Here is a 20,067-nt window from a genome sequence, read left to right on the forward strand (position 1 = left end):
TCGACGCCATGAATTTCGTCCAAGCTTCTTTAAAATATAGACAGGTTACTCTGTCGGTGTTACTGCTGGTATTTGCGCTGGGTGTGTACTCACTCCTGACCATGCCCCGTCGCGAAGACCCCAAGATTACGGTCCGTCAGGGCTTGGTGCTGGCCTTTTATCCGGGTGCCAACTCCGCACAGGTCGAAGACCAGGTGACCAAAAAGCTGGAGCAGTACCTGTTTCAGTTTGAGGAAGTCCGCAAGGATAAAACCTACTCGACCACTCGCGACGGTGCGGTGGTGGTGAATGTCGAACTGGGAGAGAAAGTCAAAAATCCAGATGTGTTCTGGAGCAAATTGCGCCACCAACTGCTGGTTGTGAAAAGTCTGGAACTGCCGCAGGGTGTTCGAGGGCCTATCGTCAACTCCGATTTTGGCGATACCGAAGCCCTGGTGATTGGGATCGAAAGCGATCAGGCTAGTTTCTCGCAGTTGAAGCAATACGCTCAGAAACTCGAAGACAACCTTCGGACGATTCCGGCCGTTTCGAAAATTAAACGGGTTGGCGATCAGCAGGAACAGATTTTGGTTTCGTCGAATTCTGAAAAACTGGCCCAGTATGGCGTTGATATTCAGCAAGTAGTCAAACTGTTGCAGTCGCAGAATTCCATTGGCGCTACGGGGGCGATTGATACCGAAACCCAGAAAGCTCCGCTTTACACCAGTGGCTATTTCACGAAAGAAAATGAGATTGCCAACCAGATTGTTGGAGCGTCGAAATCGGGTGCGCTCGTGCGGCTGGGCGATATTGCCACCATTCAGCGTGATTATGCCGAGCCAACCAGCAAGATTACCGTCAACGGTCACAAATCGGTGATCCTGACCGTGCAGATGCACGAGGGCAACAACATTGTCGATTTTGGGAAGGCTGTCGATAAGAAGATTGCCGAAACGACAAAACTGTTTCCTGCCGATGTGAAACTGACCACCATCGTCAACCAGCCGCAGGTAGTCAATAACAACGTCTCGCACTTCATCGATGAGTTCTTTCTGGCTATTTTCTCGGTGGTCATAGTGGTGGTGCTGCTGTTGCCTTTCCGTATTGCTTCGGTCGCGGCTATGGCCATCCCGGTAACGGTAGCGGTGACCTTTGCGCTCATGCATGCCTTTGGTATCGAGCTGCACCAGGTATCGCTGGCTGCTCTGATCGTGGTGTTGGGGATGGTGGTCGATGATGCGATTGTGATTGCCGACAACTACGTCGAACTGCTGGACGCGGGTGTTGACCGCTGGACGGCTGCCTGGCGAAGTGCGAGCGATCTGGTGGTGCCGGTACTGGCTGCTACTGTAACGATCATTGCTTCGTTTATGCCCATGATTCTGCTGACCGGTTCGGTGGGGGAATTCATCAATGCGCTGCCCTGGACGGTTGCTATTGCTCTGGCTTCGTCGTTCATTGTCGCCATGGTGTTGACGCCATTATTGTGTTATGTGTTCATCAAGAAAGGGTTACACGATCCGAACGCGGAGGCTGGTCCAAAGAAAACCTCCCTGCTCGACCGGATGCAGAATGGCTATAACGCAGCGCTCGACTGGGCCATTCGCCATCCTAAACTAACCATTGGCCTGAGCCTGATTACCATTGTGTTTGCCGGGCTGCTCTATACGGGTGGGGTGCGTCAGAAATTCTTCCCGGCTGCCGAGCGGAATCAGTTTGTGGTCGAACTCTGGATGCCAACCAGTACCAGTCTGGACAAAACCGAAGCGGCTATCCGAAAGGTCGAAAAACTGGTTCGAGAGGATAAGCGCGTGACCTCCTTTGCCACCTTCGTCGGAACCAGCGCCCCGCGTTTCTATTACAATTTTTCGCCGGAAGTGCCCGTCAGCAACTATGCGCAGATTCTGGTCAATACCACCGACGAACATACGACCGAAACCCTATCGGACGAATTGCAGGAAAAAGTTGGATCAATTATCCCGGAAGGACGCCCGCAGATTAAGTTGTTGCAACAGGGCCAGCCACTGAAGGCTCCGGTTGAAGTACGGATCATTGGTGACGACATTAACCGGCTAAAAAGCATTGGGCAGGAAGTTGAAAACATCGTTAAAAAAGCGCCCGGTAGCGCCCTGGTTCGGAATGATTTTCAGGAAGATTACTACGGCATCAGCATCCAGTTGAAAGACGAAGCGAATCGACTTGGGTTCACGACCTCCAGCATTTCGCAGATGATCTACACGGGCTTCAGCGGGGCACCGATCACCACACTCTACGAAGGCAACAACGCCATCGATGTCGTGTTTCGGCTGGATAAGCAAAACCGGGAAACCACCGACGATCTGGGGAATACCTACCTGTCGTCGCCAATTACCGATGGCCGGGTGCCGCTCCGGCAGATTGCCGATCTGGTACCGAAATGGCAGACCGGCCGCATCATGCACCGCAACGGAGTCCGTACCCTGACCGTGCAGAGCGAAACGAGTCATGGCGTACTGCCTGCTGAGTTGCTGAAAACCATCCGCCCAGCCATCGATACGCTTCAACTGCCCGCTGGTTACCGGATCGAATATGGGGGCGAGTTTGCCAACAAACAGGAAACATTCAACCAGATGATTACAGTACTGGTGATTAGCCTGGTCCTGATTTTCTTTATCCTGTTGTTCCAGTTCCGCAACCTGAAAGAAGCTGCCATTGTAATGCTAACCATTCCGCTCAGTTTGTTCGGGGCTTTATTCGGGCTCTACATCACGGGCAACAACTTCGGATTTACGGCCTTTGTCGGATTGGTCAGTCTGTCGGGGATTGTTGTGCGAAACGCCATCATTCTGGTCGACCATACCAACGAACTGATGCACCACGGCATGGATATTCGGACGGCGGCCATTGAGTCGGGCAAACGGCGGTTGCGGCCTATTTTTCTGACGGCATCGGCTGCGGCTATTGGGGTGTTGCCGATGATTCTGTCGGGGTCTCCGATGTGGAGTCCGCTGGCCAGTGTGATTGCCGTGGGTGTGCTCTGGTCAATGGTGATGGCCCTGCTAACGGTACCGGTACTCTACATCTCCTGGATCAGGCCCGCTGATAAAAAAGACATCCTTGCCGTTCAAAATCAACCTGTTAGTCATGAAGTCTAAGTTAAAGTTATATATCAACCTCAGCATCGTGGGGATGCTGACGGCAAATCAGGTCCGCGCCCAGCAACCGGAATCGGTTAGCCTGCAACGGGCAATTGATCTGGCCTTACAGAACAACCGGGGACTGGCCATTCGTAAGCTTCAGGTAGCCGAGAAACAGGCGAAACTCAAAGAAGACGACGTAAAGAAATACCCATCGGTAACGCTCAACTCCACGTATCAGTACAACGCCAATATCGGTTCGCTGGTGATTGATCAGGGCTCGTTTGGGGTTCTTCCGCTGAGCCAGACAACACAGGTGCCGCTTCCCAATGAGACCAAAACCTTTGCCTTAGGGCAGCACCATACGTTCAATGCGGGTCTAACCGCCTACCAGCCCATTACCCAGTTGGGTAAGGTGAAAACGGGTCTGGCTATCGACCAGACTGATATTCAGATGTCGGAGCAGGAGCAGCGTAAAGTAGCCCTGCAAATTCGACAGGCTGTTGAGCGACTATATTACGGCATGCTGATCAACCAGCAGCAACAGATTGAAGCCAGAACCAAACTCGATGTGGCGAAACTGAAATTGTACGACGTGGAAAGTGCGTTGCAGTCAGGAAAAACCATCGACGTGAGCAAGGCTGGCCTACAGGCCAACATGGCCGACGAAGAGCAGAACTTGCTTAAACTCGCCATTCAGCGCGACGATTACGAAACCGACCTGAAGCGTCTGACGGGCATTAAAGCCGATTCGCTGGCGTTGGCGGGTATTGATTTAGTGCCAGCTGCTGTACCTGCGCTGGATTCGGTGGAACTGTCGGCCTTGCGAAATAACGTAGACATACAGCTCGCATCGCTGAATCAGCAAAAGGCGCAACTGGGTATCAAGGCGGCTCAGCAAAGCTATCGGCCTGATCTGGGCGTTCTTGCGGGCTACACCTATCAGAAAGGCAACCTGATTTTTCCGGTCAACAACCCCTATGTGGGCGTAAACCTGAAATGGAATTTACAGGATCTGGTAGCCAACAAGCAGGTAATGACTCAGCGTAACCTGATCTGGCAGCAGGCGCAGGAAAACCTACTGAACACGCAGGAACAGGTGAGCAGCGATCTGGAAAAGGCATACCGGAAAATCAGTCAGGCCAGAGCTTTGATCGATGTAGCGCAGAAAGCGGCTCGGTACCGGAGCGAAGAGTTGAAAATTCAGCAGGATCGGCAGGTGGCCGGACTAAACCTTAAAACTGATCTGTTAACCGCTCAGTCGAATCTGGCTAAAGCACAGGTCGATCTGCTGTCCGCTCAGTTGAACTACCAGTTGGCTATTCTGGACGTTAAAATCCTGACGGGGACGATGTAAACAGTGCAACCTCGTCTATTTTAACTAAAATGCTGACTATAAATAGTCCTGTTGTAGCCAATACGCGTATTATCTATACGAGTATTGATAGTTAAGTCAAGTAAGAGACTGCCTCGTAGGTTGGAATTGTAAAAAGCCTCTCTGGTATCCAGGGAGGCTTTCTTGATGAATGACCCTAAACTACATAGGGCTTAACATAGAAAACGGAGAAACGGTAGGCAGCGAAGTCAGTAAAAAGTAAGGCCGACTGAGTTTTGCTGCTAATAAGCCACATACGCCGAAAGATTACTCTGGCTTTTGGTCAGTATGGGCTCATTCATACTTTCCTAAATCGACTCATGAAACGCTTCTCCTGCCTGGCCTTCCTGCTGTCCGTTAGTCTACTCAGCCTGACCGAAAAACCGCCTACAACCGACTGGCCTGAATACAATGGTGGGCCCGATCGCAACCATTTTTCACCGCTTACCCAGCTAAATCCCGGCAATGTGGCCAGGTTACAGGTCGCCTGGGAATACGCATCGGGCGGAGTCGATACACTCAAAAACAACACCCAGATTCAGTGCAATCCGCTCATCATCAATGGTGTACTGTACGGAGTTTCGGCAGGCTCGCAGGCCTTTGCTCTGGAGGCCGCTACTGGGAGACAGCTTTGGAAAACGAATTTTACGGACGATACCTTCGCCATGAACAGCCGGGGTGTTACATACTGGACCGATGGAAAGCAGGCCCGGATTTTCTTTGCTTACGGCTCGCTGCTCTATGCCCTTGACGCCCGAACCGGAAAACCAGTTACCAGTTTTGGCAAAGGTGGAAAGATTAACTTAAAAGAAGGTCTTGCCCGCCCCGGAGCTGACGAGTACGTGGTGAGCAACACACCGGGCGTAGTGTATAAAAATCTGCTTATCATGGGTCACCGGGTGTCGGAGATTGCCCCTGCCTTGCCCGGCGATGTGCGTGCCTACGACCTTCGTACAGGGCGGATTGTCTGGACGTTCCACACCATCCCGCACCCTGGCGAATATGGAGCTAATACCTGGCCGAAAGACGGCTACCGCAACTTTGGTGGCGCTAACAACTGGATGGGTATGGCCATCGACCGACAGCGTGGTATCGTCTACGTACCCACAGGAACGGCGGCCTTCGATCTGTACGGCAGCACCCGGCCCGGCCAGAACCTATTCGGCAACAGCCTGATTGCCCTCGACGCGGCTACGGGCAAGCGACTCTGGCATTTTCAGACGGTCCATCACGACATCTGGGATCGCGATATTCCGGCTCCGCCTAATCTATTCACCGTTGTTCACGACGGCAAAAAGGTGGATGCCGTTTCGGTGTTATCCAAACAAGGCTTCCTGTTTGTGTTCGACCGGGTTACAGGTAAACCGCTGTTTCCGATTGAGGAAAGACCCATGCCCGCGTCTACCGTTCCGGGAGAAAGAGCCTGGCCTACTCAGCCGATCCCCCTCAAACCCGCACCATTTACCCGGCAATCGTTTTCGGAAAGCGATATTAACGACTTTGTTACCGACCGTGATACGATCGTAGCCCAACTCCGGCGCTGGCAATCGGGAAAAGAGTTTATGCCTCTTCCTCTGAGCCCTAACCGAACCGTGTTTTTCCCCGGCACCGATGGGGGTGCGCAGTGGGGCGGGGCTGCGGTAGACGAAGCTGGCATTATGTATGTTCCGGCCAAGCAAATTCCGGTCACTATGGGGCTGGTTCCAACTCCTGCCAGTACGGTGTCAACCATGGCCGTTGACCGCACCGGTAGCCAGCTCTACCAAACACATTGTGCCTCCTGCCACGGTCAGGACCGCGAGGGTAGCCACGACGGGAGCTATCCGGCCCTGATTCGAATTTTCCAAAAACGCAATGAGACGTCGGTGGCTCAGGTTCTGGCCAAAGGCCAGGGCATGATGCCTGCCTTTACCCATCTGAAGGAAGCCGAACGCAAAGCCATCGTGGATTTTCTGTTCGGCAAAACAACCTCTGTCGCCAGTAAGGAAAATCTGAATACATCACCCTACCATCATACCGGATTTACTCGCTGGTACGACCAGGCCGGGTATCCCGTAAGCCGCCCACCCTGGGGCACGTTAACAGCGATTGACATGAATACGGGGGAACACCGTTGGCAGGTCCCGCTGGGCGAGTACCCTGAATTAGTGGCGAAGGGCGTGCCCCCGACGGGCACCGACAACTACGGGGCTCCGGCCGTAACGGCGGGCGGGTTACTCTTCATTGCCTCCTCGCGCGACGAACTAATTCGGGCTTTCGACCGCAAAACGGGCCGTGAACTCTGGCGGGCCAAACTGCCTGCCGCCGGGTATGCTTCGCCCAGTACCTATGCCGTTAATGGCAAGCAATATGTGGTGATTGCCTGCGGGGGTGGCAAACTTAAAACGAAATCGGGGGATCGGTACGTGGCGTTCGCCTTGCCGTAAACTGTGTTGGTAAGCGGTTGTTCAACGCTGGGATAGAACAAGAAGTGGCCAGGTAATTTTGAGAGCGGACTTTCAAAATTACCTGGCCTGTAACCCCACCGATTTGACCGTAGGGCTGTCCGTTAATTCCTGGATACTATCCTTGTTACAAAATGTTGCTTACAAGGGGGCAGGTAACCCAAATTGGTACAGGGTGAATAGGGGTTTACTGGTTATACACAAACTCTACTGTACTGACCTGGCGTTCATCTCGGTAGATAGCGACACGAGATGGGTACCCATCCGAACGATAGGTATAGACATACTGCCATTGTATACGACTCCCTTCGGAGTTTGTAGAAGTAGCTGTAACGATGTTATTAACCGCTACCAAATCAAGGCCATTCAGATCGCCAAAGTCGAGTGGTTGAATATCGCCAGTGGTGCGAAACGGATTTGGGTTTTGGTCATAATTATAGCGAACCGCTTCCCATCGGTTGTTAAGCAGCCCCATTCGTCGAAGGATAACATTGCCCGATTCATCGCGACGGTAGAGCGTGTATTGACTCAGTATACCCTTCTGGTCCGTTTTTTCATCCCAGATCAGCAGGCCAGTCGTACTAAATCCCAAACGAGATACCGTTGTGCCGGGCTTCTGATACCCGTCCAGAAACTCGATAGCGGTTGTTTTTTGAATCCAGCCAGCACTATCGGCCAGTGTGGTTACGGTGCTGGGCCGCAGATCGTTGTTCCGTGGATAGCTCGTCAAGGTATTAACCTCCTTATTGATCTCTGAGACAATTTTAGTCGGTTTACCAGCTTCATAACTATACGTGAATTTTTTATAGATATGCGTTCCATCGGTATAATAATCCGTTCGTTCGGCCAAACGGCCCTGATCGCTATACAGATAGTTGCGAATAGGCCGACCGTTGTAAAGCACACGGGTTAACCGGAGTGCCGTATTGTGTTGATTGGCGTTGGTATAGGGAAATTGACGAACGGTGTTGGCGTCGCCAAAGGCAGGCCGATAAGCCGCTATCGAATCAGGTGTAAGCGAGTCCGATGATTGCCGGGTGGTTGCTGAGGCCAGTTGCTGTTCGGGCTGAACGGGTTCATCGACTCGAGACTGACAACCGATTTGTAAACTAGCCAAAACGGCTAACGAGAGAAAAAGACGCTTATCCATGGCTTTATAGAATTAAGGTATCATGCGACAAGGTGTCTTCATACAACGCATTTCGGGCCGATAGGTTGTATTTTTTAGGATTTGTAATCGTCGGTTTACCTATCCTATGGCCAAAGTAGGCTCATTGGCAGTCAACGGAATGAATGGCGGCTGGTTCCACGTACCTATTCGGCCGTGCAGATGATGGCTACCTCGTCAGCGAAACCGAAAGCCTCTAAAAAACACTAGAAGCTTAGCCTATTCCCTAATGGCATGGTATTGGCCTTTGGAACGATGTCGCCTTGACGAATAAAGACGACTCAAGGCCGAAAAAAGAGTGAAAGGCAGTAAATCAGTAAACGTTTTACCTTCACTATGGAGTTGACTGAAAAGCTTCTCTGATTCTGTGAATTGGCCTCAGCATGAAAAAAATAGCATTACTCTGCCTGTACCTGTTTGTGTACATATCTGCCAATGCCCAGCAGAAGGGCGCCTGGAATGGTAAAAAATGTGCCGTGGTACTGACCTACGACGATGCTTTACAGGTTCATCTGGATAATGTGATGCCGGTTCTGGATTCGCTGGGACTGAAAGGGACGTTTTACCTGTCGGGCTATTTTCCGGGTTTCGTCAATAACCTGGCCCGCTGGAAATCAGCGTCTGATAAAGGGCATGAGCTGGCAAATCATACGTTGTTTCACCCCTGCGCGGGCGACCGACCGGGCCGTGAATGGGTAAACCCCAACTATGACCTGAGCAAATACACCGTTAAGCGCATGACGGATGAAATGAAAATGACTAACGTCCTGCTCAACACCCTCGACGGACAAAAAGCCCGAACCTTTGCTTATCCCTGTGGCGATACCAAAATTGGCGACGTGGATTACTACAAATCTGCTGAAGCTGATTTTGTAGCCGCCAGAGGGACGACCAGCGAAATGAAAACGATTACTGAAATCAACCTGGCCGACATTGGGTCGTATGCTATCAATGGTCAATCGGGCGAACAACTGATCGAACTGGTCAAAAAAGCGCAGGCAAGTGGTTCGTTATTGGTATTTCTGTTTCATGGAGTGGGTGGAGGCCATTCGTTGAATGTGGCTTTGCCTGAGCACAATAAGCTGTTGCGGTATCTGAAGCAAAACCTGGGCGACATCTGGGTGGCTCCGTTCATCGACGTTGCCCGGTATGTAAAGCAGAAGCAGGTAGGCCAAAAATGACATAGCTATGAGCCACAAGCACCTGACACTGCTCCTGCTTTCCCTGGCCTGTTCAATCACGGCATTGGCCCAACGGGTAGTTATTCAACAAAAACAACCATCACCGCAGAGTCGGTATGCTGCGAGTCAGCTTGCGGAGGCACTTACGGCGAAACACTATACGATACTCAGGGAAAAGGCTGGAAATGCCGATTATACCATTCGGCTTGAACCTATCAATGCGGTATTGGGATCGGAAACGTATAGACTATACCGTCAGGGAAGTCAGCTACTTGTTACGGGGGGCGATGCACGCGGATTAATCTATGGATGTCTGTCGGTGGTCGAGGCCATTCAGAATGGAACACCATTGGCAAAAATCGTAGCCAGTACCGAAAAGCCACATTTGCCGTTACGGGCCATAAAATTTGACCTCCCCTGGGATACCTATCGCCATAGCTACGCTCTTGACCTGCATTACGACACCTGCCGCGATACATTGTACTGGAAGGCGTTTCTGGATATGATGGTCACCAATCGGTTCAACGCCCTGAGCCTGTGGAATCTGCATCCGTACACGTTTATGATCCGGCCCCGAAATTTTCCGGCGGCTACCCCTTTCAACGATCAGCAACTGGCCGAATGGCAAGCGTTGTTTCACGCTATTTTTCGGATGGCGAGCGAACGGGCGATTGATACATACCTGGTGCCTTTCAACATCTTTACAAGCCCTGAATTTTCTAAAGCCTACAACGTCAATCCAAAGCTGAATAATCTGGAGCATCACCATTTTATTGATGGCGATACATCGGCGATTGTCAAACGCTACACACGCGAGTGTGTTACCCAGGTGTTGCAGGAGTATCCTGAACTGACCGGTTTTGGCCTGACACTAGGCGAGGCCATGGGCGGCATGACACCCCAGCAGCGCGAAGACTGGATGAAGGCGACCATTATCGAGGGGATGCGGCTGGCCGGACGGAAAACCAAACTCATTCACCGGATTCCATTTTCGAGCACGACGGGTTCTCTGGGCGTTACCAGCATCGATACCGAAAAACTGACCCGAAAATCGATTGAAAGCGAAGGGGCCTTGCCATTTATTGAGGGGCCTATCTGGGCCGATCTGAAATACAACTGGTCACACGCGCACTCAACACCCAAGCTGGTGAAAGTGCATGGTGGGAGGTTATACGATACCTATTTCAAGCCATTGCCCACAGCCTATAAAATCACCTGGACGGCTCGCAATGAGGATTTTTTCTGTCTGCGCTGGGGCGTGCCTTCCTTTGTTCGGGCGCACATTGCCGAGAACAATCAACCCTATGTGGGCGGCTATTTTCTAGGATCAGAAACATATATTCCGGCCAAAGATTACTTCACCACCCCTGGTGGCCCCGTCGACTGGAAGTATGCGTTTGAGCGGCAATGGCTGTTTTATAAACTCTGGGGGCGATTGCTTTACAACCCCGCCACGCCCGATGCTCTCTTCAAGGCCGAATTTGTCCGACGGTATGGCTCCTCGGCAGCTTCATTGCTGGAAGCCTATGCATTGGCCTCGTCGACCCCGCTTCGCTTGGCAGCCGACTTCGATTTTACCTGGGATTTTTCGCTATACAGCGAAGGTATGATGGCTTTCGATGCGGCTAAAAATGTAGCCTATATATCCGTCAATCAGCAGATTACCCAGCCAACACTCGACCCAAATTATGTATCGGTAGCCGATTATGTGAAAGCAAAAAATACAGGCGCGGCATTCGGTCCAGAAAAAATAACCCCGCCTGTGTTGGCCAGTATGCTTGAAACGGATTGCCAGAAAGCCTTACAATTGGTCAGGCCGATCAATACCTCATCGAATCGGTCGTTGCTGTATGAGGTGGCCGATGTGAAGGTGTGGGCCAATCTGGGGCTGCATTTTGCCGAAAAACTGAAAGGAGCGATTGCCTTACAAACCTATCGGACTACCGGACAGGAAGCACAGAAGCAGGTAGCCATTCAGCACGTGAAAGAAGCCCTCCGTTATTGGGATGAGGTTATTGCCATTACGCGTCCACTGTACAACGACATGCCGTTAGTCCATCTGACCGAACAGAAAGGCCACACCTGGGCCGAAAATAATCAACTCCGCTTCCACTGGGAAAAACTCCGCCCCGATGTAGCCCACGATATTACCGTCGCTGAACAGGCACAACCCGATTTGCGAAACTAGTGCAATCAGGTATTTCTGTGGTTTTGTGTGGTGTCAGATGCTCACATCTGACACTGGGAGGTTTCTCAAAACTGATACCCCATGTTCCATTTCAGTTGAAAATCGGGTATAATTCAATTTTTCAAAAAAAAAATTAAAAAACGACTAAGTGTTTTTAATGCACTTACCCGTCTTAGAGGATAGACGGGCTAAGGCAGCAGGCCTATGACTTCGCCCGTCAGGCTATTCCACAAACAGATCCTGGTTTTTTGTCGCAGCGTACAAGCCTCTTACCATAACCTAGCAGCACAAACTACATAAACCCTGTACCATATGGAAAAATCAGTACGTATTCTACTCCTTTTGGGAGTAGTGATGGGAGGAGTACATCCTGGCTTTTCCCAAACCCTGGCGCGGGCTGAACAACTTCAGCCGAAAGAGGTATATGCCAAAGCCTCAACGAAACGACTAAAAGATGTATTGAAGAAACTTCAGGATCAGTATGCCACCGATATTCTGTATCTGGATCGTCATGTAGAAGGATTGACCGTTGCGGTCGATGCTGTAGACCTCAATGCCAAGATAGACGACAATCTGAGCGCTATTCTAAAGCCATTGGGCCTGCGCTACAAGAAAATCAGAAACGGTAGCTATGTGATCACGACGAAGGAGCCGTCGGGAAAGGTGGAGTCCACCAACGCCCGATTTCCGGTTGTTACACCGATAACTGAGCGATACCAGGAGTCGGAATCAACAACACAACTGCCTTTATTGACCGCATCGGCTGATATGGCCGTCGAAAAAGTGCGGGTGGCTGATATTTCGGTTCAGGGAAAAGTGTCCGACGAAAAGGGGGAGGGCTTGCCCGGTGTCAGTATTCTGTTGAAAGGGACCCAGAAAGGAACGACTACCGATGTAGATGGGCGGTATAAAATTGACGTTCCCAATGCGTCGTCCACGCTGATTTTCAGCTTTGTTGGTTACGCTTCACAAGAAATTGTGGTGGGTAATCGCACAAGCCTGAACGTTACGATGGCGACCGACAATAAAACACTGAGCGAAATTGTCGTCATTGGCTATGGATCAATCGAGAAAAAAGACCTGACGGGCTCCGTAGCCTCTATCGGTAGTAAATCCATTCAGGAGGTGGCCGTCCCTCGGGTCGATCAGGCGTTGATGGGTAAAATTGCCGGGGTGCAGGTAAAACCTGTTTCGGGCGAACCCGGTGCTGCTCCGCAAATCCGAATTCGGGGTATTGGTAGTATTTCGGCGGGTGCTGGTCCGCTGTATGTAGTCGATGGTTTCCCGATTTCCAGTATCCAGACCCTGAACCCGAACGACGTGGAAACCATCGACGTGCTGAAAGATGCGTCGGCTACGGCTATTTACGGATCGCGGGGTGCCAATGGCGTTGTGATTATCAATACTAAGCGGGGTAAATCGGGCAAGGCTGCAATCAGTTTCAGTTACCAGTTCGGTTTTCAAAAAATAGCCAAGCGGCCCAAACTACAATCCGGCTTAGAAGAAGCGCAGCACTATTTTGATGGCGTTCGCAACCGAAACCTGGACGAAGGAAACGATGTGTCGGGTGACCCGCTCAAGTGGAAAGCACCGGTTCCGCAAACGATTCTGGATGTACTGTCAGGAAAGATCACCACGAACGAAGACCCGCTCGATGCCATATTACGTACAGGCCCTCAGCAGCAATATCAGTTAAATGCATCGGGCGGCACCGAAAATATCCGGTACGCCGTGAGTGGCGAATATTTCAATCAGGATGGGATTATTCTGAACACCAACTTCAAACGCTACTCGGTCCGGGCAAATATCGACGCCAAACTAGCTCCCCGGCTCACGTTGAAAGTGAACCTGAACCCCTCCTATACCGATAAATTCAACGTGGGCGGTGTCGGTGCTGAAGACGTAGCAACTTACTCGGATATTACCAACAACCCACTCTACAATGCGCTGGTCATTCCGACTTATCAGTCCTTATACAACCCGGATGGCAGCTATTATCCCTTTGGCAATGGCCTGGATGCCGTGGTGACCAGTAAGAATCCGCTGGCGCTGGCCAACGAAATAAAGGCCCGGCAAAAAGGCATTGGGTTTCTGGGGAACACCTTCATGGAATATGCTATCCTGCCTAATCTGAAAGTGAATGTGATGCTGGGTATCAACCTGATGAGTATCAAAGGGAGCTACTTCAAACCCCAGATGGCGGCTTTCCTCAACGAACTGGCCAGTGGTACCGACAACGCATCGCAACGGCTTAACTGGATTACGGAAACTACCGTGAACTATACCAAGAGTGTTGGCAAGCACAATTTCACGGGGCTATTAGGCTACACGACCCAAAAGGAAACCTTCGAATCCAACACACTGACCAGCAACCGTTACCCCAACAACCTGGTGCCTACATTGAGTGCCGTGAGCGGGATTCTGACGGGCGGTTCGTCGAACGTAGCGGAATGGTCACTGCTGTCGTATTTAGGCCGGATCAATTATAACTACAACAGCAAGTACTATGCAACGGCTTCATTGCGGACGGATGGATCTTCACGGTTTGGATCAGAAAATAAGTACGGTGTGTTTCCATCGGTTGCACTGGCCTGGCGTATTTCGGATGAGGCTTTCATGAAAGATATTCGTGCCATCAACGAGTTGAAATTGCGGACCAGCTACGGGAAAACCGGAAACAACAACATCGGCAATTACGACCATCTGGCCACGATCAACTACGAAAAGTATGTGTTGGGCGGAACAGGAGTAGGAGGGTTCTCACCTGGCCGACTAGCCAATCCAAATCTGACCTGGGAAACCCAGCAACAGATCAACGTGGGTATTGATGTGAGCTTCCTGAACAACCGGCTGGCCTTGACCTTAGACCATTTCCGGTCGAAAAACTCCGACCTGCTGCTGAACGTCAACATACCCGACATTACGGGCTTCAATACCGCACTCCAGAACATTGGCGAAGTGCAGAATACAGGTTGGGAAATTACCCTGAACACGGTGAATACCCAGGGCGCTTTCAAATGGCAGACGGCCCTGAATTTCTCGATGTATAAAAACAAAGTGACCCGTCTGGGCCCCTCCGGCGACCCCATTATTGCCAGTCAGGGAGGTAATATTACCATGATTGGCCAACCAATCGGGATGTTTTACGGCTGGCTGACCGATGGGATTTTCAAAACCAAAGCGGAACTGGATAAAGGGCCGATCTGGAACCCTGGTGGTCGTGATGCCTCGCGCGTGGGCGATGTTCGGTTTGTGGATGTAAGCGGACCAAACGGCGTACCCGACGGCATTATCAACAGTTTCGACAAAACCATCATGGGCTCGCCTTACCCCGATTTCTATTACGGCATGACCAACAGCTTCTCGTATAAAAATCTGAGCCTGAGCGTGAGTTTGCAAGGTGTACAGGGGAACCGTGTACTGGCATTATCGCGTGAGCAACTGGCCAACGACCGGGCTCGGTTCCGGCAGTATGCCTTCATGAACAACTACTGGAAATCGGAGTCGGAGCCGGGCGATGGCTATTCGGTACGCCCCAACGATGTGCCAACGGGTAATTTCCGGGGGACCTACAGCCAGCGCTGGCTGGACGATGGTTCGTATCTGCGAATCAATAATATCGTGCTGGGCTATACCCTTCCCGAACTGATCGCGAAAAAGGCCAAACTCAGCTCAGTACGCCTGTCGGTAACCGCCAATAACCCCTTCCTCTTCACGAAGTTCGTTGGGTTCAACCCCGATGTGAGCCGGACCGATAGCCCGCTTACGCCCGGTAACGAACGGTACGATTACCCAACGGCAAAAAGTATTCTGTTCGGCATAAACATTGGCTTTTAACCTTTTCTTCTCCAATGAAAAAGACAATTTTTCTGGTGGCGCTGGTCATGTTGCTGACGACCGCCTGCCGAAAGGATTTTATCGAAATTCTGCCCGTCGATACGGTCACGGTCGATGTGTTGTATAAAACCGACAAAGACTATCAGGATGCCATTATCGGTGTCTATGGGATTTATCAGGATCAGTATGCCAACATGTACTACTTTGGCGATATCCGGGGCGACGACGTATGGGATGAGCTGGTGAAAGGTACTGCCGGGGCAGTCGATAACTTTACACTGGCCAACGACGACCCTCTGCTGATTAATACCTGGCGGAATTACTACAAAGCCATTACGCGGGCCAATACCATCCTGGAGCGTATTGCTACCGCTGATGCGTCGATCACGAACAAAAATCGGCACATTGGTGAAGCTGAATTTCTGCGGGCGCTGGCTTACTTCGATCTGGTTCGGATTTTTGGCGATGTGCCGATGGTAACCAAAACCCTGAGCATCGAAGAGTCGTACAAAACTCCTCGGGAAAAGGTCGATAAAATCTACGATGAAGTCATTATCAAAGACCTGCTTGATGCCGAAAGTAAGTTGCCTGCCAGTTATGCGGGCTCAGAAGTAGGACGAGCGACCAAAGGGGCAGCCAGAGCGTTGCTGGGAAAAGTGTACCTGACCCGGAAGGACTTTACCAAAGCAGAAGCCAAACTTCAGGAAGTAACCACCATGGGCTACTCGCTACTACCCAACTGGGCCGACCTGTGGGATTATACCAAAAATGAGCACCACAGCGAGTACATTTTCGACATTGAGTACGAGCAGGGTTTAGGGGGGGAAGGCAGTATTTACACCAACCGCTTTACGCCCAAGGTTACGTCGATGATTGCGTTCTATGGCATTGCCGGTTCGGTCGATGATCAGAATACACCCAACCAGGTGCTGTTCGATCTGTTTGAGGCAAAGGATAAACGGAAAGATATAACCGCTAGTCGTGGGTATACCGATGCGACAGGGAAGTTTATCCCGCTCCTGGTTTCGTCCAACAACATGTCGGCTTACACCCGCAAATACATTGTTAAAATCAGTACGGCCAACGATAGTCCCGCTAACTGGAAAGTGATTCGGTACGCCGATGTGTTGCTAATGTATGCCGAAGCGCTGAACGAAAACGGTAAAACGGCGCAGGCGCTGCCTTATTTGAATCAAGTTCGGACACGGGCGGGTATTGATGCGCTGGCTGCTGGAGTTACTCAGACAGACCTGCGCGATCAGATTGTGCTGGAGCGTCGTCGGGAACTGGCATTTGAAGGGCATCGCTGGTTTGATCTGATTCGAACCGGCCAGGCGCTTAACGTGATGGGGAAATATGGAATGAAAGCGCGTAATGTCGTTTTCCCCATTCCCCTGGCACAGATTCAACTCATTAACGACCGTACCATTTTCCCGCAGAATCCGGGCTATGATTAAACAATGGTTTTAGGTAGGCACTCGTCCACGATTGTATCGCGGTCGAGTGCCTACCTAAAACCAGAACTATTGACCCGAAACAATAAAAACACATCAACCAAATTAGCCTTTAAACCTTTCTTGTATGAAGACGACAAAAACCATTTTATCCCTGCTTCTGTGTAGTATACTTTTTATAACGGCAACGGCCTGGATAACAGCGTCTAAAGATCGACTGGCGGTCAATGCCACCAAACCTACAAAACCGGCTCCCAAAGTGCAGCGCCTTCTATACGTCGTTACACCCGGCATCCGAAATTACCTGGGTTACGGTGGGCACGGTATACAGGTGTTCGACATCGACAATAACCACAAGTTTGTCAAATTCATCAGCACACCGGGTGGTTTGTTACGAAAAGACTCGCCATCCCCGACGGGTACGATGAAAAAAGGTATTCCGTCCAATGTGAAGGGCGTCGATGTGAGTCTGGCATACAATTGTATTTATATCAGCACGCTGGAGGCCATTCAGTGTATCGATCTGGTTACCGAAAAAACACTGTGGGAAAAAGATTACGAAGGTGGAGTGGACCGTATTTCGATATCGCCCGATGGTAAAATTATTTATGCGCCATCGCTCGAAAAAGCCCACTGGAACGTCATCGACGCCAAAACGGGCGATGTAATCACCAAGATTGTGACCAATTCGGGTTCACACAATACGATTTACGGCCCCGATGGTAAAGAGGTGTATCTGGCAGGCTTGAAATCGACCATGCTTAATGTAGCCGATACCAAAACGCATACTGTGTCCCGCCAGGTTGGGCCGTTCAGCGCCGATATCCGTCCCTTTACGGTCAATGGTTCACAGACCCTCGTGTATGTGAATGTCAACGGATTGCTGGGTTTCGAAGTGGCCGATTTAGTAACGGGTAAATTCCTGCATCGGGTCGTAGTCGAAGGCTGGAACATGGGCGAAGTAAAACGGCATGGTTGCCCCAGCCACGGCATTGGCCTAACGCCCGATGAAAAGGAGCTTTGGTTGTGTGATGGGCATAACTATCGGTTGCATGTATTCGACAACACCGTAATGCCGCCCGTTCAGAAAACAAGCATCGCCCTGAAAGACATGCCCGGCTGGATCACATTCAGCCTGGATGGGAAATATGCGTATCCAGCAACAGGCGACGTGATCGATGTGAAAACCCGCAAGATCATTGCTTCGCTGGAAGACCAGGATCATAACGATGTGCAAAGTGAGAAAATGGTTGAAATTCACTTTAGTGGTGGTAAGCCTGTTGCCGCTGGAGACCAGTTTGGTCTCGGTCAGGTGAAAAAGGTAACCAAGAACTAGTTTATAGTAGCTGGTTTACCCATGCCTGTAAGCACTGGCATGGGTAAACCAGCTACTATAAACCTTTTAATCGCTTCGTAATGAAAAAATCGCACACTAGCCGCTCGCGGGCTTTACTGGTCGGTATGGCCGTATTGATGACTGTTGCGGTACGCGCCCAGTCGGTCGAGAACTGGACCGGAAAAAAGGCCGACCAATGGTTTGCTAAAATGGACTGGCTTGGCGGACTGCCTGCCAAACCCGCCGAGGTGATCAATAAGGAAGAGTTTGCCCGGCAATACCACGGCAATAAAGCCGCCTGGGATAAAGCGTTTGCGTTTCTGAAAAACACCGATTTCACCCGGTTGCGCCCCGGCAAATACCCCATCGACGATGAGGCCGTATACGCTACCATTTCGGAAGGGCCACCGCGCGAAATCTCCAACGACAAGTTCGAAGCCCACCAGAACTACAGTGACATTCATTTCGTGCTAAAGGGCAAAGAGCAAATCGGCATCATTCCGGTCGAGAACGTAAAATCGAATCTGGTCGAGGCCTATAGCCCCGCTAAAGACATTATGTTTTACTCGTCCGATCAGGGTAAATTCTACGTTGCCGAACCCGGTATCTTTTACATCGTTACGCCCAAGGAAGCGCATAACCCAGCCAACAAAGTAGACGGATACGACGGGGTTAAAAAAGTAGTGGTCAAGGTGCGGACCATTCCGTAAAGGAGTAGGCGTTCAGTCAGTTTTCAGTCGATTATTTTTGTCATCCCGACGCAGGAGGGATCTCTCTTATTTCCTGGCACTTGAGATCCCTCCTGCGTCGGGATGACAAAAATTTGAGCTCAACTAAGCCAGACTAGGATAGGTCGAATACTTAATATATAACCCATTCGCAGCCTTTACCCCAGTACCGTTTACGATCCCTTTCTCATGGAATTAGTGTTTCTGGATACGAAAACCATTGGTAATATTCCCAACCTGAATCTGTTGGAAAAATTTGGTCGGGTGACCTACTACGAAACTACGCAGCCCGATCAAACGCTGGAGCGAATCAGGGAAGCCGATATTGTTGTCTCGAACAAGGTGATGCTGGATAAAGCCATCATCGAGCAGGCGCCAAAGCTAAAGCTGATCTGCATTGCCGCTACGGGCACTAATAATGTCGATAAAGAAGCCGCCGAAAAGCGAGGCATTCCGGTAATGAACGCTATGGATTACTCGACACAGAGCGTTACCCAGGGCACGTTTGCCATACTACTGCACCTGCTGGTCAATGTGCCGTATTTCGACCACTATGTGAAAGACGGTGAATACGCTAAAACGGACATATTTACTCATTTCGGACCGGGTTTCTGGGAGCTGGCCGGAAAGCGGTTTGGCATTGTTGGCCTGGGAAATATTGGTCGGCAGGTAGCCAAAATTGCATATGCGTTCGGCTGCGAAGTCGTGTATTACTCTACATCTGGCCAGAATACCCAGCAGCCCTATCTGCGACTTGAATTAGATGAGTTTTTACATACCTGCGACATTGTTTCTATACACGCCCCTTTAAATGAAAGCACGGCTAATTTTATCAATTACGACCGACTGGCACGTATGAAAAAATCGGCCATTCTGCTCAACGTAGGTCGGGGGGGCATTGTCAACGAAGCCGACTTGGCCCGAGCGCTGGACGAAGGGTTAATTGCAGCCGCCGGTATCGACGTGTTTACCAAAGAACCTATCCTGCCCGAAAACCCGCTTTTGCACGTAAAGCATAAAGAACGGCTAGCTCTGACGCCCCACGTAACCTGGGCCAGTATCGAGGCCCGAACGCTGCTAATGGAGAAAGTCGGCCAGAATATCGAAGCGTTTTTGAAAACGGAGATCTCGAACGTCCGCGCTACAATCGCAGACGAGCATGAGCCATTAGCTAATGTATAACCAATGCTATTGATTACTAGGCAGATCAAAATACATTATATTCTTTTTTGTCATCCCGACGCAGGAGGGATCTCAAGTA

General features: G+C 50.8%; 11 protein-coding genes. 10 read left to right on the forward strand and 1 reads right to left on the reverse strand.

What is annotated here, in order from left to right; all coding sequences use genetic code 11:
• Positions 1-8 precede the first annotated feature (8 nt).
• From B5M13_RS03660 to B5M13_RS03670, 3 genes are all read left to right on the forward strand, one after another.
• A complete protein-coding gene (locus B5M13_RS03660; protein ID WP_080054350.1) occupies positions 9-3,113 on the forward strand; it encodes an efflux RND transporter permease subunit in 3,105 nt (1,034 codons plus the stop codon).
• Positions 3,103-4,452: a TolC family protein gene (locus B5M13_RS03665; protein WP_080054351.1), complete on the forward strand. Its 1,350-nt coding sequence runs from the start codon at positions 3,103-3,105 to the stop codon at positions 4,450-4,452. The genes B5M13_RS03660 and B5M13_RS03665 overlap by 11 nt, the downstream gene beginning before the upstream one ends.
• 338 nt (positions 4,453-4,790) lie before the next feature.
• A complete protein-coding gene (locus B5M13_RS03670; protein WP_080054352.1) occupies positions 4,791-6,896 on the forward strand; it encodes an outer membrane protein assembly factor BamB family protein in 2,106 nt (701 codons plus the stop codon).
• Positions 6,897-7,101: 205 nt separating this feature from the next.
• On the opposite strand, the gene B5M13_RS03675 is transcribed toward B5M13_RS03670, so the two are convergent.
• Entirely contained in the window at positions 7,102-8,064 is a 963-nt protein-coding gene (locus tag B5M13_RS03675; RefSeq protein ID WP_080054353.1) for a hypothetical protein, read from the reverse strand.
• A 401-nt stretch (positions 8,065-8,465) separates the two neighbouring features.
• Here B5M13_RS03675 and B5M13_RS03680 point away from each other — a divergent pair, with 401 nt between their 5' ends.
• The 7 genes from B5M13_RS03680 (at position 8,466) to B5M13_RS03710 (ending at position 19,988) form a co-directional block, all read left to right on the forward strand.
• A complete protein-coding gene (locus tag B5M13_RS03680) occupies positions 8,466-9,263 on the forward strand; it encodes a polysaccharide deacetylase family protein (RefSeq protein WP_080054354.1) in 798 nt (265 codons plus the stop codon).
• Between the two features lie 7 nt (positions 9,264-9,270).
• On the forward strand, positions 9,271-11,451 hold the full coding sequence (locus tag B5M13_RS03685; RefSeq protein WP_080054355.1) for a glycoside hydrolase family 20 zincin-like fold domain-containing protein: 2,181 nt from the start codon (positions 9,271-9,273) through the stop codon (positions 11,449-11,451).
• A gap of 312 nt (positions 11,452-11,763) precedes the next feature.
• On the forward strand, positions 11,764-15,288 hold the full coding sequence (locus B5M13_RS03690) for a SusC/RagA family TonB-linked outer membrane protein (protein ID WP_080054356.1): 3,525 nt from the start codon (positions 11,764-11,766) through the stop codon (positions 15,286-15,288).
• Positions 15,289-15,302: 14 nt separating this feature from the next.
• Positions 15,303-16,745: a RagB/SusD family nutrient uptake outer membrane protein gene (locus tag B5M13_RS03695; protein ID WP_080054357.1), complete on the forward strand. Its 1,443-nt coding sequence runs from the start codon at positions 15,303-15,305 to the stop codon at positions 16,743-16,745.
• A gap of 124 nt (positions 16,746-16,869) precedes the next feature.
• Entirely contained in the window at positions 16,870-18,078 is a 1,209-nt protein-coding gene (locus B5M13_RS03700; RefSeq protein WP_080054358.1) for a YncE family protein, read from the forward strand.
• 80 nt (positions 18,079-18,158) lie between these two features.
• Positions 18,159-18,788 (forward strand): YhcH/YjgK/YiaL family protein, encoded by a 630-nt coding sequence (locus tag B5M13_RS03705; RefSeq protein ID WP_080054359.1) that lies wholly within the window; start codon positions 18,159-18,161, stop codon positions 18,786-18,788.
• Positions 18,789-18,995: 207 nt separating this feature from the next.
• Entirely contained in the window at positions 18,996-19,988 is a 993-nt protein-coding gene (locus B5M13_RS03710; RefSeq protein ID WP_080054360.1) for a D-2-hydroxyacid dehydrogenase, read from the forward strand.
• Positions 19,989-20,067 lie beyond the last annotated feature (79 nt).

Origin of the sequence: Spirosoma aerolatum, from assembly GCF_002056795.1 — a bacterium.
Taxonomy (GTDB): Bacteria; Bacteroidota; Bacteroidia; order Cytophagales; family Spirosomataceae; genus Spirosoma; species Spirosoma aerolatum.